Annotated in this window: 20 protein-coding genes and 3 pseudogenes; 13 read left to right on the top strand and 10 right to left on the bottom strand. The window is 65.5% G+C overall.

What is annotated here, in order from left to right; genetic code table 11:
- Positions 1-96 precede the first annotated feature (96 nt).
- Both IEG05_RS07440 and polA read right to left on the bottom strand, forming a co-directional pair.
- The gene (locus IEG05_RS07440; protein ID WP_003286458.1) at positions 97-615 is read right to left on the bottom strand and encodes an Hcp family type VI secretion system effector; all 519 of its coding nucleotides are present in this window, start codon (positions 613-615) and stop codon (positions 97-99) included.
- A 527-nt stretch (positions 616-1,142) separates the two neighbouring features.
- Positions 1,143-3,887: a DNA polymerase I gene (gene polA, locus IEG05_RS07435; protein ID WP_191121820.1), complete on the bottom strand. Its 2,745-nt coding sequence runs from the start codon at positions 3,885-3,887 to the stop codon at positions 1,143-1,145.
- 75 nt (positions 3,888-3,962) lie between these two features.
- On the opposite strand from polA, the gene IEG05_RS07430 reads away from it, so the two are divergent.
- The 3 genes from IEG05_RS07430 to ppnN all read left to right on the top strand — a co-directional run bounded on the left by IEG05_RS07430 (position 3,963) and on the right by ppnN (position 6,852).
- Positions 3,963-4,247 carry a DUF2782 domain-containing protein gene (locus IEG05_RS07430; protein WP_046618139.1) on the top strand — a complete coding sequence of 95 codons (285 nt, stop codon included), beginning with the start codon at positions 3,963-3,965 and terminating at the stop codon, positions 4,245-4,247.
- Between the two features lie 15 nt (positions 4,248-4,262).
- Positions 4,263-5,216, top strand: a complete 954-nt coding sequence (locus tag IEG05_RS07425) for a homoserine kinase (protein WP_046618140.1) — start codon at positions 4,263-4,265, stop codon at positions 5,214-5,216.
- Positions 5,217-5,478: 262 nt separating this feature from the next.
- Entirely contained in the window at positions 5,479-6,852 is a 1,374-nt protein-coding gene (ppnN, locus tag IEG05_RS07420) for a nucleotide 5'-monophosphate nucleosidase PpnN (RefSeq protein WP_046618141.1), read from the top strand.
- A 46-nt stretch (positions 6,853-6,898) separates the two neighbouring features.
- Here ppnN and IEG05_RS07415 read toward each other — a convergent pair.
- A pseudogene (locus IEG05_RS07415) lies at positions 6,899-7,724 on the bottom strand (DMT family transporter).
- A gap of 65 nt (positions 7,725-7,789) precedes the next feature.
- Positions 7,790-8,038, bottom strand: a pseudogene (locus IEG05_RS07410) (zinc ribbon domain-containing protein); the annotation flags it as partial.
- A 104-nt stretch (positions 8,039-8,142) separates the two neighbouring features.
- Between IEG05_RS07410 and IEG05_RS07405 the strand changes: the two are divergent.
- The 8 genes and pseudogenes from IEG05_RS07405 to IEG05_RS07370 form a co-directional block, all read left to right on the top strand.
- Positions 8,143-8,447 (top strand): annotated as a pseudogene (locus tag IEG05_RS07405) (ISAs1 family transposase); the annotation flags it as partial.
- A gap of 482 nt (positions 8,448-8,929) precedes the next feature.
- On the top strand, positions 8,930-10,069 hold the full coding sequence (locus IEG05_RS07400) for a transporter substrate-binding protein (RefSeq protein ID WP_003160979.1): 1,140 nt from the start codon (positions 8,930-8,932) through the stop codon (positions 10,067-10,069).
- Positions 10,066-10,668, top strand: coding sequence for an ANTAR domain-containing response regulator (locus IEG05_RS07395; RefSeq protein ID WP_003160980.1), 603 nt, complete (start codon positions 10,066-10,068; stop codon positions 10,666-10,668). The genes IEG05_RS07400 and IEG05_RS07395 overlap by 4 nt, the downstream gene beginning before the upstream one ends.
- A complete protein-coding gene (locus IEG05_RS07390) occupies positions 10,665-11,513 on the top strand; it encodes an ABC transporter permease (RefSeq protein WP_003160981.1) in 849 nt (282 codons plus the stop codon). The genes IEG05_RS07395 and IEG05_RS07390 overlap by 4 nt, the downstream gene beginning before the upstream one ends.
- The gene (locus IEG05_RS07385; protein ID WP_003160982.1) at positions 11,513-12,439 is read left to right on the top strand and encodes an ABC transporter permease; all 927 of its coding nucleotides are present in this window, start codon (positions 11,513-11,515) and stop codon (positions 12,437-12,439) included. Before IEG05_RS07390 ends, IEG05_RS07385 begins: the two co-directional genes overlap by 1 nt.
- A 19-nt stretch (positions 12,440-12,458) precedes the next feature.
- On the top strand, positions 12,459-14,066 hold the full coding sequence (locus IEG05_RS07380; RefSeq protein ID WP_003160983.1) for an ABC transporter substrate-binding protein: 1,608 nt from the start codon (positions 12,459-12,461) through the stop codon (positions 14,064-14,066).
- Positions 14,067-14,127: 61 nt separating this feature from the next.
- Positions 14,128-15,075, top strand: coding sequence for an acetamidase/formamidase family protein (locus tag IEG05_RS07375; RefSeq protein ID WP_003160984.1), 948 nt, complete (start codon positions 14,128-14,130; stop codon positions 15,073-15,075).
- An 88-nt stretch (positions 15,076-15,163) separates the two neighbouring features.
- On the top strand, positions 15,164-16,900 hold the full coding sequence (locus IEG05_RS07370; protein ID WP_003160985.1) for an ABC transporter ATP-binding protein: 1,737 nt from the start codon (positions 15,164-15,166) through the stop codon (positions 16,898-16,900).
- 217 nt (positions 16,901-17,117) lie between these two features.
- Here IEG05_RS07370 and IEG05_RS07365 read toward each other — a convergent pair whose 3' ends face one another.
- The 5 genes from IEG05_RS07365 to IEG05_RS07345 all read right to left on the bottom strand — a co-directional run bounded on the left by IEG05_RS07365 (position 17,118) and on the right by IEG05_RS07345 (position 22,550).
- The gene (locus tag IEG05_RS07365; RefSeq protein ID WP_011911357.1) at positions 17,118-17,825 is read right to left on the bottom strand and encodes a TSCPD domain-containing protein; all 708 of its coding nucleotides are present in this window, start codon (positions 17,823-17,825) and stop codon (positions 17,118-17,120) included.
- Positions 17,826-17,883: 58 nt separating this feature from the next.
- A complete protein-coding gene (locus IEG05_RS07360; protein WP_046618142.1) occupies positions 17,884-20,034 on the bottom strand; it encodes an adenosylcobalamin-dependent ribonucleoside-diphosphate reductase in 2,151 nt (716 codons plus the stop codon).
- A 193-nt stretch (positions 20,035-20,227) separates the two neighbouring features.
- Entirely contained in the window at positions 20,228-20,383 is a 156-nt protein-coding gene (gene rpmG, locus IEG05_RS07355) for a 50S ribosomal protein L33 (RefSeq protein ID WP_003284185.1), read from the bottom strand.
- Between the two features lie 11 nt (positions 20,384-20,394).
- The gene (gene rpmB / locus IEG05_RS07350; protein WP_003284186.1) at positions 20,395-20,631 is read right to left on the bottom strand and encodes a 50S ribosomal protein L28; all 237 of its coding nucleotides are present in this window, start codon (positions 20,629-20,631) and stop codon (positions 20,395-20,397) included.
- Between the two features lie 293 nt (positions 20,632-20,924).
- Entirely contained in the window at positions 20,925-22,550 is a 1,626-nt protein-coding gene (locus IEG05_RS07345; RefSeq protein ID WP_046618143.1) for an AMP-binding protein, read from the bottom strand.
- A 169-nt stretch (positions 22,551-22,719) separates the two neighbouring features.
- Between IEG05_RS07345 and IEG05_RS07340 the strand changes: the two genes are divergently transcribed.
- The gene (locus tag IEG05_RS07340; RefSeq protein ID WP_046618144.1) at positions 22,720-23,505 is read left to right on the top strand and encodes an IclR family transcriptional regulator; all 786 of its coding nucleotides are present in this window, start codon (positions 22,720-22,722) and stop codon (positions 23,503-23,505) included.
- 3 nt (positions 23,506-23,508) lie between these two features.
- On the opposite strand, the gene IEG05_RS07335 is transcribed toward IEG05_RS07340, so the two are convergent.
- On the bottom strand, positions 23,509-24,087 hold the full coding sequence (locus tag IEG05_RS07335; RefSeq protein ID WP_038664913.1) for a TetR/AcrR family transcriptional regulator: 579 nt from the start codon (positions 24,085-24,087) through the stop codon (positions 23,509-23,511).
- A 100-nt stretch (positions 24,088-24,187) separates the two neighbouring features.
- Here IEG05_RS07335 and IEG05_RS07330 point away from each other — a divergent pair, with 100 nt between their 5' ends.
- Complete coding sequence (locus tag IEG05_RS07330; RefSeq protein WP_046618145.1) at positions 24,188-25,072, top strand: alpha/beta hydrolase family protein; 885 nt, start codon at positions 24,188-24,190, stop codon at positions 25,070-25,072.
- Positions 25,073-25,080: the final 8 nt, after the last annotated feature.

Below are 25,080 nucleotides of genomic sequence, written 5' to 3'. Positions count from 1 at the left end.
GTTAGCGCATTCCAGAACGACGATGGCGGAATCTGTTCAGTGCTTCGCAAAAAGCGTTCGGCCAGGCGAGCCTGGCCGAAGCGGGACCGCCGCGAATCAGCCAGCGATCGGGGTGCGCCAGTCGTCGGAGCCGGAGGTGCCGGAAACCTCGTGGGTCCAGACGATCTTGCGGTAGGTGAAGTACACGTCTTCCAGATGGGTGAAATGGGACATGTTCGGGTCCTGGCAGTTGGGCATGCGCGACTGCACGTCGACGATCACCGCATCTTCCAGCTCGATGGTGAAGTAGTGCTCCTGGGTGCCGGTGGACGAGGTGCGGTACCACTCCAGACGGCACTTGTTCAGGCGCTCGCCGGAAGTCAGAGCGTTGAAGATCAGTGGCGACGACTTATCGAATACCTTGGTGATCATCAGCGGCTTGTGTACGCGCTGGCCTGTCGGCTGGCCGGACTGCGGGTCACGCGGGATGATGACCTGATGCTGGAAGGCCTGCACCAGGATCTGGTCCTCATGGCCTTCCTGGAAGATGTTGCCAACCGAGTCCTCGGTGAAGGTGCCGGCGGTGATCAGGCCTTGCTTGGTGCCTTCGAGGGACAGATACGCGGGTGTTGGCATGGGTGCTCTCCTTGTCTGAAATGAGTGCCAAATGGCCATTTCGTAACAACAAGCGCCGTGCCAAAAATAAAAAATGCTTATTTGTCAAAGAGATAGTTAATTTTCATCACACAACCCGAATAGCAGAAGTGATGCCCGACACAGAAAGCTGCGCAAGTTCCTGCGCAGACATGGCAACAAGTTGCGCAACGCCCACCAAGCTCGCGACTCATCGCACTGCGAACAGCTTACCCACAAACTTATCCACAGAATGCTGCGCAAGAGATTGCGCAGGCCATTGCCCCCGGTGAGGCCTCATCCACTTTTCTGCAGGCAAAAAAAACCTCGAACTTCATTGGGGGAGGGGGAAGTTCGAGGTCCAAATCCGGACCGCTAGGGCGGGGTCCAGAGATCTGCCAACACTTAACACAACAAGGAGCATCGAAGGGCTTTTACACCCTTCGCATGCTCTGACCGGATGGTTGCAGCGGAAGTTCAACGCGGACGAAAAAAATTTCGTCGACTAGCGACATTTTTCGGCAGCACGGTCAGTGCGCCTCGTCCCAGTTGTTGCCAACGCCCGCTTCGACCAGCAGCGGTACGTCCAGCTGGGCCGCCTCGCTCATCAACGGACAGATCTGCTGGCGGACCTGCTCGACCAGGTCTTCGCGCACTTCCAGCACCAATTCATCGTGTACCTGCAGGATCACCCGCGCATCCAGCCCGCTCTGCTGCAGCCAGCCGTCCACGGCGATCATGGCGCGCTTAATGATGTCCGCTGCGGTGCCCTGCATCGGCGCGTTGATCGCGGTGCGTTCGGCACCCTTGCGCATGGCGCCGTTCTTCGAATTGATCTCCGGCAGGTACAGGCGCCGGCCGAACAGCGTCTCGACGTAGCCCTGCTCGGCGGCCTGGGTGCGGGTGCGCTCCATATAGGCGAGCACGCCGGGGTAGCGGGCGAAATAGCGGTCGATGTACTCCTGCGCTTCCTTGCGGCCGACGTCGATCTGCTTGGCCAGGCCGAAGGCGCTCATGCCGTAGATCAGGCCGAAGTTGATCGCTTTGGCACTGCGTCGCTGATCGCTGCTGACCTGCTCCAGCGGTACCCCGAACACCTCGGCAGCCGTGGCGCGGTGCACGTCGAGGTCGTTCTGGAAAGCGTGCAGCAGACCGGCATCCTGCGCCAGATGAGCCATGATGCGCAGCTCGATCTGCGAGTAGTCGGCCGCCAGCAGCTTGTAGCCCGGCGCCGCGATGAAGGCCTGGCGGATGCGCCGGCCCTCGGCGGTGCGGATCGGGATGTTCTGCAGGTTCGGGTCGCTGGAGGACAGCCGGCCGGTGGCGGTCACCGCCTGGTGGTAGCTGGTGTGGATGCGCCCGGTGCGCGGGTTGATCTGCTGCGGCAGCTTGTCGGTGTAGGTGCCCTTGAGCTTGCTCAAGGAGCGGTGCTGCATGATCACCTTGGGCAGCGGGTAATCCTGCTCGGCCAGTTCGGCAAGCACGCTTTCCGCGGTGGACGGCTGGCCGCCGGCGGTCTTGGAGATTACCGGGCAGCCGAGCTTGTCATAGAGGATCGCGCAGAGCTGCTTGGGCGAGCCGAGGTTGAACTCCTCGCCGGCAATATCGAAGGCCTCGCGTTCCAGCTGCACCAGCTTGTCGCCCAGCTCGACGCTCTGCTGGCCGAGCAACTGCGCATCGACCAGCGCGCCGTTGCGCTCGATGCGCGCCAGCACCGGCACCAGCGGCATCTCGATCTCGGTCAGCACCTTGAGCAGCGATGGCGTCTGCTCCAGCTTGCCGAGCAAGGTCTGGTGCAGGCGCATGGTGACATCGGCGTCCTCGGCGGCGTAGGGGCCGGCCTGTTCGATGGCGATCTGGTCGAAGGTCAGCTGCTTGGCGCCCTTGCCGGCGATGTCCTCGAAACGGATGGTGCCACGGCCGAGATATTTCAGCGCCAGGCTATCCATGTCGTGGCGAGTGGCGGTGGCGTCGAGCACGTAGGATTCGAGCATGGTGTCGAAGGTCATGCCGCGCATCTCGATGCCGTAGTGCATCAGCACGTTCATGTCGTATTTGCCGTGCTGGCAGATCTTGGTCTTCGCCGGATCCTCCAGCAGCGGCTTGAGCGCGCCAAGCACGGCATCAAGCTCGAGCTGCTGCGGCACACCCATATAGGAATGACGCAGCGGCACATAGGCCGCCTGGCCCGGCTCGACGGCGAAGGACACGCCGACCAGCTCGGCGCGCTGAGCATCGATGCTGGTGGTTTCGGTATCGAAGGCGAAGCACTCGGCGTTCTTCAGGCGCTCGAGCCAGGCATCGAACTCGGCCGGATCGAGGATCGTGGTGTACTCGGCTTCGGCCTGGATCGAGCGGCCTTCGGGCTGCACCTCGCAGTTCTCGCCCGCGGCCTTGGCCTCGCGCAGCAGGTCGTCCAGCCACTGCTTGAACTCCAGCTCGCGATAAAGGGCGATCAGCGCCTCGCGGTGCGGTTCACCGGGCATCAGGTCACCGACCTCGACGTCCAGCGCCACGTCGATCTTGATGGTCGCCAGCTCGTAGGACATGAAGGCGGCATCGCGATGCTCCTCCAGCTTGGCGCCCAGTGACTTGGCGCCGCGGATCGGCAGCCCGGCAACCTGATCGAGGTGCTCGTAGAGTCCCTTGAGCCCGCCCGGGATGCCGTTGAGCAGGCCACATGCCGTTTTCTCGCCCACGCCTGGCACGCCAGGAATGTTGTCGACCTTGTCGCCCATCAGCGCGAGGAAGTCGATGATCAGCTCGGGCCCGACACCGAACTTGGTTTTCACACCCTCGATGTCATAGACGCTGCCGGTCATGGTGTTGACCAGGGTGACGTGTGGGCAGACCAGCTGGGCCATGTCCTTGTCGCCGGTGGAGATCACCACATCACGGCCCAGCGCCGCGCATTGCCGCGCCAGGGTGCCGATGACGTCGTCGGCCTCGACCCCTTCCACACACAACAGCGGCAGCCCCAGTGCACGGACGCTGGCATGCAGCGGCTCGACCTGCACGCGCAGGTCATCGGGCATCGGCGGGCGGTGCGACTTGTAGTTCTCGAACAGCGCGTCGCGGAAGGTCGGACCCTTGGCGTCGAAAACCACGGCGAACGGGCTGTCCGGATACTGTTTGCGCAGGCTCAGCAACATATTCAGCACACCCTTGACCGCACCGGTCGGCTTGCCGGTAGAGGTGGTCAGCGGAGGCAGCGCGTGGAAGGCGCGGTACAGGTAGGACGAACCGTCCACCAGGACGAGGGGAGCTTGGCTCATGAGCGGAATCAACCTTTTCGGCGGGCCCAAGGCTAGAATGTTGGGACCATTTGACGATAAAGGGACAAGGTTATCATGCGCGCTCTAAAACACCTGATGCTGGCCAGCCTGCTGGCATGCGTGCCCCTGGCCGGTTTCGCCCAGGAATCGGTCGAAGGCGAGCCCGACGTGACCATCCGCCAGGAAGGCGATCGCACCGTCGAGGAATACCGCGTCAACGGTTTCCTCTACGCCGTGAAAGTCACCCCCAAGCACGGCAAGCCCTACTTCCTGGTGCGTGCCGATGGCAACGACGGCAACTTCGTCCGTGCCGACCAGCCGGACATGCTCATTCCTTCCTGGAAGATTTTCAGCTGGTAATTCGGGAGGCCCGCCATGTCGGTATTCACGCCCCTGCAACGCGACGAACTGGAAGCCTTCCTGGCGCCCTACGGGCTCGGGCGGCTGCGCGATTTCCAGGGCATCGCCGCCGGCAGCGAGAACAGCAACTTCTTCGTCAGCCTGGAGCAGGGAGAATACGTACTGACGCTGATCGAGCGTGGGCCCACGCAGGACCTGCCGTTCTTCATCGAACTGCTCGACGTGCTGCAGCGCGCCGGATTGCCGGTGCCCTACGCGCTGCGCACCGGGCAGGGCGAGGCATTGCGCGAGCTGGCGCAGAAACCCGCGCTACTGCAGCCGCGCCTGCCGGGCCGGCACATGATCGAGCCCAACCCTCATCATTGCGCGGAAGTCGGCCGGCTGCTGGCACGCCTGCACCTGGCCACCCGCGAGCACATCCTCGAACGCGCGAGCGACCGTGGCCTGGACTGGATGCAGGAACAGGGGCCGAGCCTGGCACTGAGCCTGCCCGAAGAGCAGCTGCCGCTGCTGCGCGACGGGCTGGCGGAGATCGCCGAACTGCGACCCAAGCTCCTCGCCCTGCCGCGCGCCAACCTGCATGCCGATCTGTTCCGCGACAACGTGCTGTTCGAAGGCACTCACCTGACCGGCGTGATCGACTTCTACAACGCCTGTTCCGGGCCGATGCTCTATGACCTGGCCATCGCCGTGAACGACTGGTGCTCGCACCCCAACGGCGAGATCGACGGCGAACGCAGCGAACCGCTGTTGGCCGCCTATTCCGCCCTGCGCCGCTTCACTCCGGCCGAAGCCGAACTGTGGCAGCCAATGCTGCGGGTCGCCTGCGTGCGCTTCTGGTTGTCGCGCCTGATCGCCGCACAGCACTTCGCCGGCCAGCCCGATATCCAGGTAAAAAACCCCGACGAATTTCGCCACCTGCTCGCCGCACGCCAGCATCCCGCGAGTGTCTTACCTTTTGCGTTCTGACGCCGCGGCCTGAACCCCGGCAGCTTGCGCCGGGCCTTACGCGATCGCGCAACGGAATGTCGAGAATCCACGCCCGCAACCGGAACATGGCGGGTAAGATGGCGCCGCCCTGCCGCCGTTCACCGCCTCTCGCTGGAGGCCATCGCGCTCGACATACCGGCCCGTGAACCCGGCAGCCCATGGCAACCATGACCATGGGCGCTCACCATCCCGATGGCGCCGCTCTTCGCGGTGCGGCGGCATCGACCTCAGGGAATGACGAATGACCCAACGCTACGTAATCAACGCCTCGGTAAGCCCCAAGGGCAGCCTGGAAACCCTCTCGCAACGCGAAGTCCAGCAACTCAGCGAAGTCGGCGCGGGCAGGACCCACAAGCTGTTCCGCCAGTGCGCGCTGGCGATCGTCAACACCGGTACGCGCATCGACAACGCCAAGACCATCCTCGAAGCCTACGAGGATTTCGAGGTGCGCATCCTGCAACAGGATCGCGGCGTGCGCCTGGAACTGTTCAACGCCCCGGCCGACGCCTTCGTCGACGGCGAGATGATCGCCAGCACGCGGGAAATGCTCTTCAGCGCGCTGCGCGACATCGTCTATACCGAGAGCGAACTGGACAGCGCCCGCATCGACCTGAGCAGCTCGCAGGGCATCACCGACTACGTGTTCCACCTGCTGCGCAACGCCCGCACCCTGCGCCCCGGCGTGGAGCCGAACATGGTGGTGTGCTGGGGCGGGCACTCGATCAGCACCGAGGAATACAAGTACAGCAAGCGCGTCGGCCACGAACTCGGCCTGCGCAGCCTGGACGTCTGCACCGGCTGTGGCCCCGGCGTGATGAAGGGCCCGATGAAGGGCGCCACCATCGGCCATGCGAAGCAACGGCTGGTCGGCAGCCGCTACCTGGGGCTGACCGAGCCGGGCATCATCGCCGCCGAGGCGCCCAACCCGATCGTCAACGAACTGGTGATCCTGCCGGATATCGAGAAACGCCTGGAAGCCTTCGTGCGTGTCGGCCACGGCATCATCATCTTCCCCGGCGGGGTCGGCACGGCCGAGGAATTCCTCTACCTGCTCGGCATCCTGCTGCATCCGGCCAACCGCGAGCTGCCCTTCCCGGTCATCCTCACCGGCCCGCGGGACGCCGCGGCCTACCTGCAGCAGATCCATGCGTTCGTCGGCGCGACCCTGGGCGAGGACGCGCAGCAGCGCTACCAGATCATCATCGACGACCCCAGCGAAGTGGCCAGGGAGATGACCGAGGGGCTGAGAACGGTCAGGCGCTTCCGCCGCGAACGCAACGACGCCTTCCACTTCAACTGGCTGCTGAAGATCGAGGAAGGCTTCCAGCGCCCGTTCGACCCCACCCACGAGAACATGGCCAACCTGCAACTCAGGCGCGGGCTGCCGGCCCACGAGCTGGCCGCCAACCTGCGCCGCGCGTTCTCCGGCATCGTCGCCGGCAACGTCAAGGACAAGGGCATCCGCCGCATCGAACAGTACGGGCGCTACGAGATCCACGGCGACGCGGCGATCATGCGGCCGCTGGATGACCTGCTGCAGGCCTTCGTTCGGCAGCACCGGATGAAGTTGCCGGGCGGTGCCCCCTACGAGCCGTGCTATCGGGTGGTGAGCTGAAATCGTGCAGGGCCGCGACGGCGCATGCGCCGTCCGGCCCTGCCGTTCAACGCTGCGCCGGGGCCGCCTTGAAGACCAGCGCCAGGCCCAGCAGGATCGCGCCCATGCCCAGCAGGCCGAGATGCGACAGCCGGTTGCCGAGCAACAGGTAATCCATCCCCACGGTGACCACCGGCACCAGATAGAACAGGCTGGTGACGTTGACCAGATTGCCGGTCTGGATCATGCGGTACAGCAGCAGCTGCGCCGCCACCGAAATCACCAGCCCCAGCCAGAGCACCGGCGACGAAGCCGACAACGGCCTCGAAGCGCAACGGCTGGAACGGCACGAACACCAGACACAGCAGCAGGCTTACCCCGTACTGCGCCGGCAGCACTTCCACCGGACTCTGGCGGATACGCTGTTGCAGGATCGCACCCAAGGTCATGCACAGCAGCGCAGCGAGGGCGAACAGCATCCCGGCGAGCGAGAAGCGCGCCAGCACCAGGCTCTGGAACACCACCGCGGCCAGCCCGGCCAGCGCCACCAGCAGCCCGAGCAGGCGCAGCGGCAAGAAGCGCCGTTCCAGTAGCAGCAGGGTCAGGATCGGCTGGACGCCGAGCAGCGTCGCCATTACCCCCGGCGTAACGCTATGGGCCATGGCCTGGAAATAGCAGATCGAATAACAGCCGATCATCAGCAGCCCGGTGGCCGCCGTCTGCCAGGCAGTACCTGGCGCGGGCCGCCAGCGCCTGCGGCACAAGCCAATCAGCAGAACCGCAGCGAGGGCCAGAGAAAAGCGCACGACCAGCAGCGCGAACGGAGTGCCGTGGTCGAGTCCCCAGCGGGTGAAGATGGCCGCACTGCCCCAGAGCAGCACGAAAAGCTTGATATCCTCCCCTCCCTCTCGCTGACGCTCACCGCCCGGGGCGGAAAGGAAGGGGATTCCTACCGTGTTCAGCCCGTGAGGGCTGACTCACCTCGGTGGGTTCCTGCTGCTGGCGGCCTTACCGCACCACTCACTTCACGGGCGAACCGGGCGTGTCCCGCCCTTAACACATTGATCGCGCCGACCACATCGGCGTTTTCCTCGAAGCCGCACTCGACGCAGCGGAATTGCGCTTGCATCTGCCGGTTGTCCGCCGACACATGGTCGCAACGGGCAGGTGCGGCTCGTGTCTGTGGCGGCACGGCAATCAGCCAACCGCCGTTCCACGCACTGTTCGGATATACAGAACATCATAGGGCCGCCTCGCGGCCCGCGCTATCCTTCCCCGGCCTGAAGGCCGAGGCTTGCCGCGCACCGGGTCAAGGGACGGCAGACAACAGAATATCGTTGCTATATCAGCAGTTGCCTGCCGATGCCCAACGCCTGGCCCAAGCCATACGTGCGCACTGGAGCGTCGAGAACCAACTGCACTGGTGCATGGATGTCGCCTTCGCCGATGGCCAGATGCGTGCCAGGACACAATACGCCGCACACAACCTGGCCGTGCTCAAACAGCTCGTCCTCAACCTGTTTCGGCTCGACCCCACTGGCAAGAAGGGAGGTATCAAGACCCGCCGCCTGGTTGCATCCACCTCCGATACCTATCGCGCTGCACTTCTCGGGCTTGGCCAGCCTTCAAGCGATTGCCCTGCGTCGGTGCCCTGGAAGATTGCAGTTTCTGCGGGCTGCACGGCACTGCGATGCGAACAACGCAACGCTTGCGAGGATCGCCTCACGGCATTCGTCGTCGCTCGACAGCGAGAAGTGGCGTTTCGTGATGCGCTGATGGATACGCGGTGCGCACGGCGCACCCTGCGGGCCCGGCGAGGCTTGAGCGGCTGCATGCATTTCGCACCAGGCTGGCGCGTGACAGCGATTGTGCGACCTGTTGTGGTGCGGGCTGGGCGGCTGGGCGTCGCCCCACCGCCTGCCCAGGGCCGTTGTTGGCGATCTGGCATCCTTTTTTCATGGGCAAGCGCATCCACTGCAAGCCGGGCTCTGCCTCGTAAGCCTTGTGACCATTCGCGCCCCCGGGCGCCGGGTAATGAAGCCCGATCCACCAGCCTGCTGGTCGATCGGGCTTTTTTCGTTTCTGGGAACACGGAAAAATGCGTCGAACACTGCCCATCGGCCTGCTGCTCTCCACCGACGGCACCTACCGCCGGATGGCCCGCCATGCGTTGGCTGGCGCCCGCGATGCCTTGGCCGAGATCAATGCCGACCCGCAGCTGGACTTCCAGCTGGCCGCCACCCACTGCAACCCGCGTGGCGAGCTGAGCCGCTACGGCGAGGCAACCGCCGCGCTGATGCAGCAGGGCGTGCGGCACCTGTTCGGCACCATCACCTCGGCCAGCCGCAAGGAAATCATTCCCGACCTGGAACAGCAGGGCGGGCTGCTCTGGTATGGCTGCCCCTACGAGGGCTTCGAGAGCAGCGAGAGCGTGCTCTACCTCGGCGCCTGCCCGAACCAGACGCTGGTGCCGCTGCTGCGCTACGCGCTGGCCACCTTCGGCGCGCGCGGCTACCTGATCGGCTCGAACTACGTGTGGGGCTGGGAGAGCAACCGGATCGCCCGCGAGGTGCTGGAGCTGGCCGGCGGCCGGGTGCTCGGCGAGAAGTACGTGCACCTGGGCGGCACCGGCTTCGCCGAGGCGATTCCCACGCTCATGGGCCAGGCGCCCTCGTTCGTGCTGAACAACCTGGTGGGCGAGTCCTCCTACGCCTTCCTGCGCGAGCTGGACGCCGCCTGCGCGCAGGCCGGCATCCGCCTGCCGGTGCTCAGCTGCAACCTCACCGAGGCGGAGCTGGGCGAGGTCGGCGAGCGGCCGAACCTGCGCCTGCTGTCCTGCGGTCCGTTCTTCGAGAGCGTGCATGCCGAATTCAGCCGGTGCCAGCAACTGGTGCACGGGCTCGACCGCTGCTCGCACTACTACACCGGCGCCTACGTGGCGGTGCACGCCTTCGCCGAGGCCCTGCAGCACACCGGCAGCGACGCGCCCGAGGTGATCTGCGACTACCTCTACCGGCATCCGCTGCCCGGCGTGCTCGGCGAGCTGCGGGTGTCGTCGCGCAACAACCATTCGAGCCTGCCCTGCCACATCGCCGAGCTGCGCGCCGGCCGCTTCGAGCTGCTGCACAGCGAGGCCGCAGCGCTGCCCGCCGACCCCTACCTCACCGCCACCGACCTCGGCGCCTTCCAGGCGCTGCGTCACGAGGTCCCCCGGCAGCACCTGAGGATCGTCAAATGAAGTCCCTGTCGCGTCCCGATTTCGAGAACGGCCGGCTGCTGCTGGTCGACTGCGACGAGCGCACCCTGGCCAGCCTGCATAAGAGCCTGCGGCGCCTGGGCATCACCGCCGAGGCGGTGGCCGCCGACACGTTGCCGGCGCTCGATGGCTGCTTCGCCGCCATCGTCGAACTGGAGCATTTCGCCAGCCCGGCGACCCTGGCCCGACTCGAGGCCGCCGGCGTGCCGCTGATCGCGCTCACCGCCCACGAGACGCTGTCGCAGATCCAGCGCGCCATCGAGCTCGGCGTCACCGCACTACTGAACAAGCCGATCACCCAGGGCTCGGTGTACACCACGCTGATGATGGCCATCGGGCTGCGCGCGCGGCTGGCCGAGGCGAACCGGCAGCAGGCGGCGCTGGCCCGGCGGGTCGAGGCCGGGCCCTTGCTGGCGCGCACCCTGGCGCGGCTGATGGTGGAGCGGACGCTGACCGAGCAGCAGGCCTACGAGCAACTGCGCGAGCTGTCGATGCGCCTCAACCGCAGCGTCGAGGCGCTCTGTGCCGAATTCGAGGTCGACCGCCTGGGCGCCGATCCGCGGCAGGAGCGGCAGCGATGAACATCCTGCTGGCGCTGCTGCGGCGCCCCTCGGTGGCGCTGTCGCTGCTGTTCGTGCTGACCGTGGTGACCTTCGCCGTGCTGGCTCCCTGGCTCAGCCCCTACGACCCCTCCGAGCAGTACATCGAGGGCCTGTCGCTGGAAGGCGCGCCGCTGCCGCCGGATTCGACCTACTGGCTGGGCACCGACCTGCTCGGCCGCGACCTGTTCTCGCGGCTGGTCTACGGCGCGCGCACCTCGCTCTTCATCGGCCTGGTTGCCAACGGCCTGGCGGTGCTGATCGGCACCCTGGTCGGGCTCACCGCCGGCTTCGTGCGCGGCTGGCTGGGCAGCGTGCTGATGCGCTTTACCGACCTGATGATGGCCTTCCCGGCGCTGCTGCTGGCGATCGCGCTGGCGGCGATCTTCCAGCCGAGCGTGTGGATCGTCGCGCTGGTGATCGCCATGGTGAACTGGGTGCAGATCGCCCGGGTGATCTACTCGGAGACGGTGGCCCTGGCCGCGCGCGACTTCGTCGCGGTGGAGCGCACCCTCGGCGCCAGCGCCCGGCGCATCCTGTTCAGCCACCTGCTGCCGCACCTGCTGCCTACCATTCTGGTCTGGGCCACGCTGGGCATCTCCACAACCGTGCTGCTGGAGGCGACCCTGTCGTTCCTCGGCGTGGGCGTACAGCCGCCGACGCCGAGCTGGGGCAACATCATCTTCGAGAGCCAGACCTACTTCACCGAGGCGCCCTGGCTGGTGTTCTTTCCCGGGGCGGCCATCGTGCTGCTGTCGCTGGCCTTCAACCTGGTGGGCGACGCATTGCGCGACGAGCTCGACCCGACCCTGTCGGGGAGACGCTGATGGCTCCTTTCATCCTGCGCCGCCTCGGCTACTCGCTGCTGATCCTGCTCGGCGTCACCCTGATCACCTACCTGCTGCTGTTCATGCTGCCGGCCGACCCGGCGCGGCAAATCGCCGGGCGCAGCGCGACCCCTGAGGTGGTGGCCAGCATCCGCGCCCAGCTCGGGCTCGACCAGCCGTTCTACGTGCAGTACGGGCGCTACCTGGCCGGCCTGGTACAGGGCGACCTGGGCCGCTCGTACATCCAGCGCAGCGAGGTGGCCGAGCTGATCGGCGCACGGCTGAAGCCTTCGCTGCAGCTGATGGCCGCCGGCATCGGCTTCGAGCTGCTGATCGGCATCGGCCTCGGGGTGATCGCCGCGCTGCGCCGCGGCGGCTTCGCCGACAAGCTGCTGATGGCCTTCTCCTTCGTCGGCGTGTCGGCGCCGCAGTTCATCGCCGCCATGCTCGCGCTCTACTTCTTCGCGGTGAAGCTCGGCTGGTTCCCGCTCGGTGGCTACGGCGGCGTTGAGCACCTGCTGCTGCCGGCGCTGACCCTTGGCGTGCTCGGCAGCGGCTGGTACGCGCGCATGACCCGCTCCTCGATGATCGAGGTGCTGCACCAGGACTTCATCCGCACCGCCCGCGCCAAGGGCCTGAGCCGGCTGCGGGTGATCGCCCGCCACGTGCTGCCCAACGCCATCGTCCCGGTGATCCCGATGATCGGCATCGATATCGGCATTTTCATGGGCGGGCTGGTGGTGGTCGAGTCGGTGTTCGGCTGGCCGGGCATCGGCCAGCTCGCCTGGCAGGCCATCCAGCAGGTGGACATCCCGGTGATCGTCGGCGTGACCACCGTGTCGGCACTGGCCATCGTCCTCGGCAACCTGATCGCGGACCTCACCGTTCCACTGGTCGATCCGCGCATCGACGTCAAGAAACACTAACCAGAAAGAGGCAAGGAGCATGAAGCGCAAGGCAATTTCCCTGGCCATCGCGGCCACCCTGTTCGCCGGCCCGCTGCTGGCCGCCGAGCCCAAGGCCGGTGGCGACATCGTGGTGACCTACCAGAACGACGTGGCCACGCTAGACCCGGCGATCGGCTACGACTGGCAGAACTGGTCGATGATCAAGAGCCTGTTCGACGGCCTGATGGACTACAAGCCGGGCACCACCGAGCTGGAGAAGGACCTCGCCGAGGACTACGACATCTCCGAGGACGGCACCGTCTACACCTTCACCCTGAAGAAGGGCGTAAAGTTCCACAACGGCCGCGAGATGAAGGCCGCGGACGTCAAGTACTCGCTCGAGCGCACCGTCAACCCGAAGACCCAGAGCCCGGGCGCCGGCTTCTTCAACTCCATCGCCGGCTTCGACGCCATGGCCGAGGGCAAGGCCGAGACCCTGAGCGGCATTGAGGTGCTCGACGACTACACCGTGAAGATCACCCTGAGCGCGCCCAACGCCACCTTCCTACACGTGATGGCGATCAACTTCGCCTCGGTGGTGCCCAGGGAAGAGGCCGAGAAATGGGGCGCCGACTTCGGCAAGCACCCGGTCGGCACCGGCGCCTTCACCCTGGCCGACTGGCAGCTGGGCCAGAAGCTGGTGTTCAAGAAGAATCCGGACTACTACAAGGCCGGCATCCCGCGTCTGGACGGCATCACCTTCGAGGTCGGCCAGGAGCCCATGGTCGCCCTGCTGCGCCTGGAGAAGGGCGAGGTCGACATCGCCGGCGACGGCGTGCCGCCGGCCAAGTTCCTGCAGTTCCGCAAGGACCCGAAGTACAAGGACCTGCTGGTGGTCGGCGACCAGCTGCACACCGGCTACCTGACGCTGAAGACCACGCTGCCGCCGTTCGACAACCTCAAGGTGCGCCAGGCGGTGAACATGGCCATCAGTAAGGACCGCATCGTGCGCATCATCAACGGCCGCGCCACCCCGGCCAACCAGCCGCTGCCGCCGGCCATGCCCGGCTACGCCGAGGACTACCAGGGCTACGCCTACGATGTCGAGGACGCGAAGAAGCTGCTCGCCGAGGCCGGCTTCGCCGACGGCTTCGACACCGAGCTGTTCGTAATGAACACCGACCCGCAGCCGCGCATCGCCCAGTCGATCCAGCAGGACCTGGCCAAGGTCGGCATCCGCGCGCAGATCAAGTCGCTGGCGCAGGCCAACGTGATCGCCGCCGGCAGCGAGCCGAACCAGGCGCCGATGGTCTGGTCCGGCGGTATGGGGTGGATCGCCGACTTCCCGGATCCGTCGAATTTCTATGGGCCGATTCTCGGTTGCGCCGGGGCGGTCGATGGCGGCTGGAACTGGGCGCTGTACTGCAACAAGGCGCTCGATGCCAAGGCCGCGCAGGCTGATGCCATGGCCGACCCGGCGCAGGAAGCCGAGCGCATCGCGCTGTGGAAGGAGGTGTTCCTCGAGGCGATGGCCGACGCGCCCTGGGTACCGATCTTCAACGAGCAGCGCTTCACCGTGCGCTCGGCGCGCATGGCCGGCGACGACGCGCTCTACGTCGACCCGGTGCACGTGCCGGTCAACTACGACTACATCTCGGTGAAATAACCGCCGGGCAGCGGGCGCTCGCCGTCCCGCTGCCGCGGACCTGCTAGGAGGGCCTCGCCCCATGTGTCAGAACTGCTTGGTCAAGACGATTCACAGCGTCCACAGCCACTTCGGCTGGGACAACAGCTTCACCCCGGTGGAGCGGGTGGCGCCCGGCACTACCCTCGAGTTCGAATGCCACGACTCGTCCAACGGCCATTTCACCAAGGACTCCGTCGTCGCCGACGTCACCAGCATGCCGTTCGACCGGATCAACCCGGTCAGCGGCCCGGTGTTCGTCGAAGGCGCCATGCCCGGCGACGTGCTCAAGGTCACCATCGACAGCTTCAAGCCGTCCGGCTTCGGCTGGACCGCCAACATCCCCGGCTTCGGCCTGCTCGCCGACCAGTTCCTCGAACCGGCCCTGGCGCTCTGGCAGTACGACACCGAGAGCCTGGCGCCGGCCGCCTTCGGCGACTTCGCGCGGATACCGCTCAAGCCCTTCGCCGGCACCATCGGCGTCGCCCCGGCCGAACCCGGCCTGCACTCGGTGGTGCCGCCGCGGCGCGTCGGCGGCAACCTGGACATCCGCGACCTGGCCGCCGGCACCACCCTGTACCTGCCGGTGGAGGTCGAAGGTGCGCTGCTCTCCATCGGCGACACCCACGCCGCCCAGGGCGACGGCGAGGTCTGCGGCACGGCCATCGAAAGCCGGATGAACGCCGTGGTCACGCTCGACCTGATCAAGGGCGAGAAGCTCGCCGCGCCGCGCTTCAGCACTCCCGGGCCGGTCACCCGGCACCTCGACGGCACCGGCTACGAAGCCTTCACCGGGATTGGCCCGGACCTGATGCAGGCCGCCCGCGGCGCGGTCAGCAGCGCCATCGACTGGCTCTGCCGCGAGCACAGGATGCCGGCCGAACAGGCCTACATGCTCTGCTCGGTGTGCGGCGACCTGCGCATCAGCGAGATCGTCGACCTGCCCAACTGGGTGGTGTCCTTCTACGTGCCGAAGGTGGTGTTCGCCTGACGGCGACGCCCTTCCTCGCAGGAGCGAGCTTGCTCGTGAAAGGCGCTGGCGTCCCTCGCTCCTGCCAGAACATCTACAGAGAACCGCCGTGAACACCTCGACATCCCCCGACCGCCCCGTGCTCTCCGTCGAACGCCTGACCATCGACTTTGGCCCCAGGCGGGTGGTCGACGAGCTGAGCTTCGCCCTGCAACGCGGCCGCACGCTGTGCATCGCCGGCGAATCGGGCAGCGGCAAGTCGCTCACCTCGCTGGCGATCATGGGCCTGCTGCCGCGCGCCGCCAGCGTGCCCGGCGGGGCGATCATCTTCGAGGGCCGCGACCTGCTCGGCCTGCCCGAGCGGCAGCTGCAGCCGCTGCGCGGCAAGCGCCTGGGGATGATCTTCCAGGAGCCGATGACCTCGCTGAACCCGCTGATGACGGTCGGCCAGCAGCTCGAGGAAACGTTGCGCCGGCACGAGCCGCTGGGGCGCCGCGAGATCGCCCGGCGCGCCCGCGAGATGCTCGACGCGGTGCGCATGCCGCACGCCGAGAAGCGCCTGGCGCAGTACCCGCACGAGCTGTCTGGCGGCATGCGCCAGCGGGTGATGATCGCCATGGCGATGCTCTGCCGACCGGACGTGCTGATCGCCGACGAGCCCACCACCGCGCTGGACGTGACCATCCAGGCGCAGATCCTCGAACTCATGCGCGAGCTGCAGCAGAGCTTCGGCACCGGCCTGCTGCTGATCACCCACGACATGGGCGTGGTCGCCGAGATGGCCGACGAAGTGGTGGTGATGAACCAGGGGCGGATGGAGGAGCGGGCGCCGGTGCGCCAGCTGTTCGCCGCGCCCGCCGCGGCCTATACGCGCAAGTTGCTCGCCGCGGTGCCGGTGCTGGGCAGCGCCGGCGAGCCCGAGGCGCTCGGTGAACGCCCACCGCTGCTGGAGGTGAACGACCTGTGCGTGCGCTTTCCGGTGCGTGGCGGCTGGCTCGAACCGGTGCGCAACGTTCACGCGGTGGAGCACGTCAGCTTCACCCTGCGCCAGGGCGAAACCCTCGGGCTGGTGGGAGAGAGCGGCTGCGGCAAGTCCACCACCGGCAAGGCGCTGATGAACATGCTCGCCTACCAGGGCAGCGTGAAGCTCGACGGCCGCGAGCTCAACGGCCTGCAGGGCGAGGCGCTACAGGCCGTGCGGCGCGACGTGCAGATGATCTTCCAGGACCCCTACGCTGCGCTCAACCCGCGCAAGACGGTGCTGGAACTGGTCGGCGAGCCGCTGCTGATTCACGACCGCCTGCCGCTGGCCGAACGCCGCGAGCGGGTCGCCGCGCTGCTCGAGGACGTCGGCCTGGCCGCCGACGCCATGACCCGTTACCCGCACCAGTTCTCCGGCGGCCAGCGCCAGCGCCTCTGCATCGCCCGCGCGCTGTCGCTCAACCCGAAGCTGATCATCGCCGACGAATCGGTCTCGGCGCTGGACGTCTCGGTGCAGGCGCAGGTGCTGGAACTGCTCGAGCGGCTGCGCGAGACGCATGGTCTGAGCTACCTGTTCATCTCTCACGACCTGGCGGTGGTCGAGCGCATCTGTCACCGGGTGGCGGTGATGTATGGAGGGAAGATCGTCGAGATCGGTCGCCGCGACCAGGTGCTGCACAATCCGCGGCATCCCTACACGCGGCGCCTGCTAGAGGCGGTGCCCATGCCCGACGTCGACCGCCGGCGCGACTTCAAGGCGCTGCTCGAGGCCTTCGAGGCGCCCGATCCGATCAAGCCGCAGGGCTTCCGGGCGCCGCCGCAGCGCTTCGACGCGGTCGGCGAGGATCATCTGGTGGCGGTCTGAGCGCTGCGCCGGCAGGAGTGAGGGGTGCCAGCCCGCGCCTCCGTATCCAATACCAGACGCTGGATAGCTTCCATGAGAGTGGTAACGCTAACGACGAGGGGTTCTCCCTTCACAAAAGCCTGTGTTTTGATCGTATGAACGAGAACGGTTCTCTTCATGCGATTGCCCTGGTAAAGGGGGGCCTGACGAAGCCGGCTCGCGAATCAGCGAAACCGGATCAACCACACTTGGAGTTGCCGCAATTGAGGCAGGTCGCGCAGCCGTCCATCTGCACCACCGCCTGGGTGTTGCACTTGTTGCACAGCTGCGCGCCGGCCGGGAAACCCTCGCCCGGCTCGACCGCCACCGCACCCTGGCTCGCCTCGTAGGCGGCACGCTTCTCGGCCAGGTACTTGAGCTGGGTCTCGTCCAGCGCATGGCCTTCGAGCATGCCGATGGCGATCAGATGGCGCTCCAGCACTGCGCCGATCTCGGCGACGATCGACGGCATGTAGACGCCGCCCTTCTTCAGGTAGCCGCCACGCGGGTCGAATACCGCCTTCAGTTCCTCCACCAGGAAGGTGCAGTCGCCGCCCTTGCGGAACACCGCGGACATGATCCGGGTCAGCGCGACGATCCACTGGAAGTGGTCCATGTTCTTCGAGTTGATGAAGATCTCGAACGGCCGGCGCTGCTCGTGCGGCGTGCCGGCGTTGAGCACGATGTCGTTCACGGTGACGTACAGCGCATGTTCGAACAGCGGCGACTTGATCTTGTAGGTCATGCCGATCAGGGTTTCCGGGCGCTGCAGGCTCTCGTCCATCTCCACCACGTTGACGGCCTTGCTCGCTGTGCCATCGCTGCCGCTGGTGGCGGTCGCGGGACGCTCGAGGGTCTCGTCGACGACCTTGAAGCCCTTGATGCGCTGGGTGATCTTTACGGTCATTGTGCAATCTCTCCTGCCGGGCCATGAACGGCCCGGCGTACAAGCGGTTCAGGCGGAATCAGTACTTGCCGTAGTAGCCTTCTTTGAGGGCGTCGAAGAGGTTGGCGGCGGTGTTCACCTCGCCGTCGTACTCGACTTCCTGGTTGCCCTTGAGCTCGACCACGCTGCCGTCTTCAAGGGTGAAGCGGTACAGGGTCTTTTCCAGGTCGGCCTCCTTGACCAGCACGCCCTGGAATGCCGCAGGGTTGAAGCGGAAGGTGGTGCAGCCCTTGAGGCCCTGGCGCCAGGCGTAGCGATAGATGTCCTTGAACGCTTCGAACGGGTAGTCGGTCGGCACGTTGGCGGTCTTGGAGATCGATGAGTCGACCCACTTCTGCGCCGCGGCCTGGATGTCCACATGCTGGGTCGGGCTGACGTCATCGGCGGTGATGAAGTAGTCCGGCAGCTTCTCGCCCGGCTCGTCGGAGCCGGGCTTGGCGCGTGCATTGATCAGCGTGCGATAGGCCAGCAGCTCGTAGCTGAACACCTCGATCTTCTCCTTGGCCTTGCGGCCCGGACGGATCAGGTTGCGCGAGTAGTGATGGGCGAAGCTCGGCTCGATGCCGTTGGAAGCGTTGTTGGCCAGGCTGAGGCTGATGGTGCCGGTGGGCGCGATGGAGCTGTGGTGGGTGAAGCGCGCGCCCTGCTCGGCCAGTGCCTCGATCAGATCGGGCGCGTATTCGGCGATCTTCTGCATATACCGCGAGTATTTGGCGTGCAGCACACGGCCGGCAATCTGGTCGCCGACCTTGTAACCGTCCTTGGCCATTTCCGGACGCTTGCGCAGCATTTCGGCGGTAACTTCGAAGGTCTGGCTCAGCAACGGTGCCGGGCCCTTTTCCTTGGACAGCTCCAGCGCCTGCTCCCAGCCGACCAGCGCCATCTCGCGGGAAACTTCCTCGGTGAACACGCAGGCTTCCGGGCTGCCATAGCGCAGCTTGAGCAGGGTCAGGGTCGAGCCGAGACCGAGGAAGCCCATGCCGTGGCGGCGCTTGCTCTCGATCTCGTGGCGCTGCTGCTCCAGCGGCAGGCCGTTGATCTCGACGACGTTGTCCAGCATGCGGGTGAAGACGCGCACCACTTCGCGGTACTTGTCCCAGTCGAAGCGCGCTTCGACGCCGAACGGGTCGATCACGAAGTTGGTCAGGTTGATCGAGCCCAGTAGACACGACCCGTACGGCGGCAGCGGCTGCTCACCACAGGGGTTGGTCGCACGGATCGCTTCGCACCACCAGTTGTTGTTCAGCTGGTTGACGCGGTCGATGAGGATGAAGCCCGGCTCGGCGTAGTCATAGGTGGAGACCATGATCATGTCCCACAGATGCCGCGCCTTGACCCGCCCGTATATCTTGCAGGCCACCAGGCCGTCGTCACGCACGATGTAGCCGTCATGCACCGGCCATTCGCGCCAGAGTACATGCTCGGCGTCCGCCAGGTCGAGCTCGGCGGCTTCCTTGGCGTGCACCGGGAAGATCAGCGGCCACTCGCCGTCGACCTCCACCGCCTGCATGAATTCATCGGTGATCAACAGGCTCAGGTTGAACTGGCGCAGTCGGCCGTCTTCGCGCTTGGCGCGGATGAACTCGCGCACATCCGGATGGCCGACATCAAAGGTGCCCATTTGCGCGCCGCGGCGGCCGCCGGCCGAACTCACGGTGAAGCACATCTTGTCGAAGATATCCATGAACGACAGCGGGCCGCTGGTGTGCGCACCGGCACCCGAGACGAAGGAGCCGCGCGGACGCAGGGTGCTGAACTCGTAGCCGATGCCGCAACCGGCCTTGAGCGTCAGACCGGCCTCGTGGACCTTGCCGAGGATGTCATCCATCGAGTCGGTGATCGAACCCGAGACAGTGCAGTTGATGGTCGAGGTAGCCGGCTTGTAATCCTGCGCGCCGGCGTTGGAGATGATCCGTCCGGCCGGGATGGCGCCGTTGCGCAGCGCCCAGAGGAAACGCTCGTGCCAGTGCTCACGCTGCTTGGCCGGCTCGACGTCAGCCAGGGCGCGGGCGACGCGCTGCCAGGTGGCGTCGACGCTGTCATCGATCGGCGTGCCGTCCTTGCTGGTCAGACGGTATTTCTGTGCCCAGATATCTTCGGAAGCCGCCTGCAGGGCGATGCTGGAAGTGCTCTTGCTGTCTGCCGCGATGGGCCCGTCCGTCTTCGCCATGCGCTGCGCATCCTCGTGTCGAAAGTGGGAGAAAAGAAAGCTCGCACGATAGGCGAATTCGACAGGCGCCGTACATGATGCATATCAAACTAGGCAACGCGAACGACGACTGGTGTCAGGCATCGACACCAAGCGTTCGCCAGAAACGAAAAAACCCGCCGAGAGGCGGGTTCTTTCTTCAAGGGCCGATCAATTACTTGATCTTGGCTTCCTTGTAGATCACGTGCTTGCGTACGACCGGATCGAATTTCTTGATTTCGATCTTGTCGGGGGTGGTGCGCTTGTTCTTGTCGGTGGTGTAGAAGTGGCCGGTACCGGCGCTGGACACCAAACGGATCAGGTCACGCATGATTGCTCTCCTTAAACCTTTTCGCCGCGGGCGCGCAGCTCGGACAGAACGACGTCAATGCCGCGCTTGTCGATGATGCGCATGCCTTTGGCACTCAGGCGCAGACGGACGAAGCGGTTCTCCGACTCGACCCAGAAGCGATGATGCTGCAGGTTCGGCAGGAAACGACGACGGGTTTTGTTCATTGCGTGGGAAACGTTGTTCCCGGTTACCGGACCCTTACCGGTAACTTGACAGACTCTCGACATGCCTCAGCCCTCTAAAACCACATGCCCAACCCGGCATGGGTTGGCCGCTTGAATTCACTTGTCAGTTCGGCGCTCAGCGCCACGTTTCATGGGGGTCTTACCGGCCACGTTGCGAACGAAGATACCGGGCCCCTAGAAAAGAGCGCTGCTTTATATCAGAAACCCCCTAGGGCAACAAGCGCGGATTGAAATTTCCGCCCGACTGCCGTGCCTTCGAGAGTTGCTGCTCGATGCCGACCGGGGCCTGAGCACTGCAGCCCGTTCGTCAGCTCACACCTATATATAGGTGGCAATCAACCCGCGCTACCCCGCGCCTCGTCGCGCAGCTGCCGACGCAGCAACTTGCCCACGGCTGTCTTCGGCAGCTCGTCGCGCAGCTCGAGATAGCTCGGCATCTTGTAGCCGGTGAGATACTGCCGGCAATGCTCGAGCAACGCCTGCTCGTCGGCCGCATCGTCCTTGAGGCTGACGAAGACCTTCACTGCCTCACCCTTGCGCGCATCCGGTACGCCGACCGCCACGCATTCACGCACGGATGGATGCTGCATCAGCACATCCTCGATCTCGTTGGGAAAGACGTTGAAGCCGGAGACCAGGATCATGTCCTTCTTGCGATCGACGATCTTCACGAAGCCCGCGGCATCCAGCAAGGCGATATCCCCAGTCTTCAGCCATCCCTCGGGCGTGAGCACCTTGGCCGTCTCGTCCGGTCGCTGCCAGTAGCCCCGCATCACCTGCGGGCCGCGCAGCCATAGCTCGCCCGGCATTTCCGGCGCTACGTCGTTGCCCTCGTCATCCACGGTGCGCAGCTCGGTTTCGATCAGCGCCTGGCCGATGTAGCCCTCGCGGTAAGGGCTCAGCTGTGTACCGGTCGCCACAACAGGCGAGGCCTCGGTCAGGCCGAAACCTTCGCGGATCGGCGCCCCGGTCAGTGCCTGCCAGCGACGCCCGACTTCACTGTTGAGCGGCGCGCCGCCGGACGTCGCCCACTTCAGATTGGAGAAATCGATGCTGCGAAACTCCGGGTGATTCATCAGCCCGACGAACAGCGTGTTGATGCCGCTGAGCAGGCTGAACGGATAGCGCTGCATGGCACCGATGGTTTCGTCCAGATTGCGCCCGTCCCGGATGAATACGGTGTGCAGGCCCATACCCACCGAACTCAGGCAGTTCGTGGCAAACGCCATGATGTGATACAGCGGCAGCGGCGCGATGCGCACATCCTTTTCAGGCTCCAGCAGACCCGGCTTGTCGAACAGCTCAATGGTCTGCAGCACGTTGGCTAGCAGATTGCGGTGACTGAGCATCGCGCCCTTGGAAACGCCGGTCGTACCGCCGGTGTACTGCAACAACGCCAGCCGGTCGAGGCCTGCTTCGCGTTCCAGAGGCGGGCTTTCCGCCCCCAGCCGCAGGGCCTGCATGAAGCGCTGCGTTCCCGCCTCGCTGCCTTCGTGAATCGGCCTCTGCAGATCATCGACGCTGGTGAGCATTACGTGCTCCAGCTCGGTGTCCGCCTGCACCGCGCGTACCAGCGGCAGCAGCCGATCGAGCACAAGGATCGCCCTGGCGCCGGAATCGCGGAACTGATGGCGGGCTTCGGCGGCCGTGTACTGCGGATTGGTATTGACGATCACCAGCCCGGCCTTGAGTGCGCCGAACACGGCGATGGGATATTGCAACGAATTGGGCAGCTGCAGCGCCAGCCGGTCACCGGGTTGCAGCCCGGCGTGATGCCGCAGGTAGCGCGCGAACGCGTCGGCAAGACTGCCCAGCTCGGCGTAGGTGAGCTGGTCGTCGCCACAGGAAAATGCCGCGCGCTGCGGATGCTTCGCGCAGGCCTGAACCAGCAGGTCATGGACGTTCTGGTAGCCGCCACGGGCGAGTTCGGTAGCCACGTAGCCTTGCACGGAAGCGGACATCGACATTCTCCAAAATGAATTATTGTTTTACTGTGCGAAACTGGATGTCGAATCCGATAGTAGTAGATCGCTTTTTCCGTCGCAATGATCGCCAATGGCCGCACTGCCCGGCGTCGGGCGATCTGCTATCGTTCGCCACCGCTGCCCACTAGCCAGACAGACCGAGACCATGAGCGACGACATCGAAGACACCGGCACCCCCAAGGATCGCAAGTTCGTCGAGGCCCTCGCCCGCGGGCTGGACGTGCTACGTGCCTTTACCCATGGCTCGGTGGTGATGGGCAACCAGGACATCGCACGCATCACCGGGCTACCCAAGCCCACCGTGTCGCGCATGACCTACACGCTGACCAAGCTCGGCTACCTCAGCTATTCGCAGCAGCTGGAGAAGTACCAGCTCGATTCCGGCGTGCTGGCGCTCGGCTACGCCTACGTCTCCAACCTGCGTGTGCGCCAGCTGGCCAAGCCGTACATGGACGAGTTCGCCCGCCGCACCAACACCACCGTGGGCCTGACCTGCCGCGACCGGCTGTCGATGATCTACGTGGAGAATTGCCGCCCGGCCGAGGTCACCACCCTGCGCATGGACGCCGGCGTGCGTCTGCCGCTGGCCACCACCGCCGCTGGCCGCGCCTTTCTCGCCGCCACCCCGGAGAAGGAACGCGAGCATCTGATGGCCGCTCTGGCCAGCAAGTACGGCGATGGCTGGGCCGCCATCGAGGCTTCGCTGCACGCCTCGTTCGAGGAGTTCACGCAGCACGGCTTCTGTCTGTCGCTCGGCGACTGGGACCGCAACGTGATGGCCGCCGGTGTGCCACTGCACCTGGCCGACGGCAGCATCATGGCGCTCACCTGCGGCGCGCCGTCATTCCAGCTCAGCGAGGAAACCCTGAAGAACTCGCTGGCCCACCAGCTGGAAATGCTCGCTCGGGATATCGAAAGCCTCGGCGTCTGATCGTCAGGCCCTGACGCTGGCCCAGGCGATGTCCGCGAGCAGCTCGCGGCAGTCGGCCAGCGCAGTGCGGGAACGCCCCGCCAGCCAGTTGCGCGCCATGTCGTGGCAGGGTCCGATCACCACCGCGAGAAAGCAGTCGCCGGGCATCCGCCGAAAGGCTCCGCTTTCGCGATGGCGCCGCAGAATTGCCCCAACCCGCTCGCCGTGGGTGCGATTGACCTCGCGCAGCCGTTCACCCATCTCCCCGGCCTCGACCCGCCCGCGGTTGTGCAGGACGAAGCGGGCCCAATCCGGGTTCGCCACCACCCAGTCGATGTAGCTGGTGACGAAAAGCCGGACGCAGGCTTCCGCGTCCAGCGTCTCGATCAGCCCGGCTTCGAGCAGCGCGGCGTACTCTCCGATGCCTTCCAGATACAGCGCGGCGATGATCCGCTCGCGATTGCCGAAGTGGTGATAGAGGCTGCCGATGCTGGCGCCGGAACGATCACGAATCATCTCGATGGTGGTCGCCTCCACGCCGAACTCGGTGAAACAGGCGAGTGCGGCCTGAAGGATTTCCTGCTTGCGGCTACTACGGGCCATCCGGCCTCCAGTCTGAACTAGAATATTTTTCTAGAATTATCTTCTACCCTTCGTATACTGCACCGATCGCAGCAATCGCAGAAGCGCGGAGAACAACAAGATGGCGACGATACAGGTTGAAGAACGCTCCATCGACAACGGCAACGGCCATGCCCTGTCCAGCTACTGGTATCAGCCGAGCAGCCTGCCATGCGGCGTCGTGCTGATCGCGCCGGCGATGGGCGTGCCGCAGCGCTTCTACACCGACTTTGCCAATTGGCTGGCCGGCCAGGGCTACTTGGCGGTGACCTTCGATTACCTGGGCATGGGCCGCTCGCGGCGGGTGCCGCTCCGCCAGTTGAACGTCGATATCCTCGACTGGGCGCGCCACGACTGCAGCGCGGTGCTCGCCGCGGCGGCCGAGGTTGCCGGTGAGCTGCCGCTGTACTGGATCGGCCACAGTGTCGGCGCGCAGACCCTGCCGCTGGTCAACGGCCATGAGCGCCTGACCCGCATCGTCACCATTGCCGCCGGCAGCGGCTACTGGCGCGAGAACAGCCCGCAGATCCGCAACAAGGCCTGGCTGCTCTGGCATGGTCTGGCGCCCGTACTGACCGCCGTGGCCGGCTACTTCCCCGGCGGTCGCATCGGGGCGGTCGGCGACCTGCCCGCCGGGGTGATTCGCCAGTGGCGGCGCTGGTGCCTGCATCCGGACTACCTGGTCGGTGTCGAGGGCGAGCCCGTGCGCCAGGCCTTCGCAGCCGTGCGCACGCCCCTGACCTCGCTGTCCTTCAGCGACGACGAAATGATGTCGGCGCGCAACACCGAATCCCTGCATGGCTTCTACAGCTCGGCACCGAAAACCATGCAGCGCATCGCGCCCGCGGAAATCGGCGCCACGCGGATCGGCCACTTCGGCTTCTTCCGTCGCAGTTTCGCCGACAACCTCTGGACACCACATCTGTTGCCAGAGCTGATGCCGGGTCAACAACAAACGGTGGCATGACCCATAAT

Origin of the sequence: Stutzerimonas kunmingensis (assembly GCF_014764705.1) — a bacterium.
In the GTDB taxonomy this organism is placed as follows: domain Bacteria; phylum Pseudomonadota; class Gammaproteobacteria; order Pseudomonadales; family Pseudomonadaceae; genus Stutzerimonas.
This window is presented reverse-complemented; position numbering and strand designations above follow the sequence as displayed.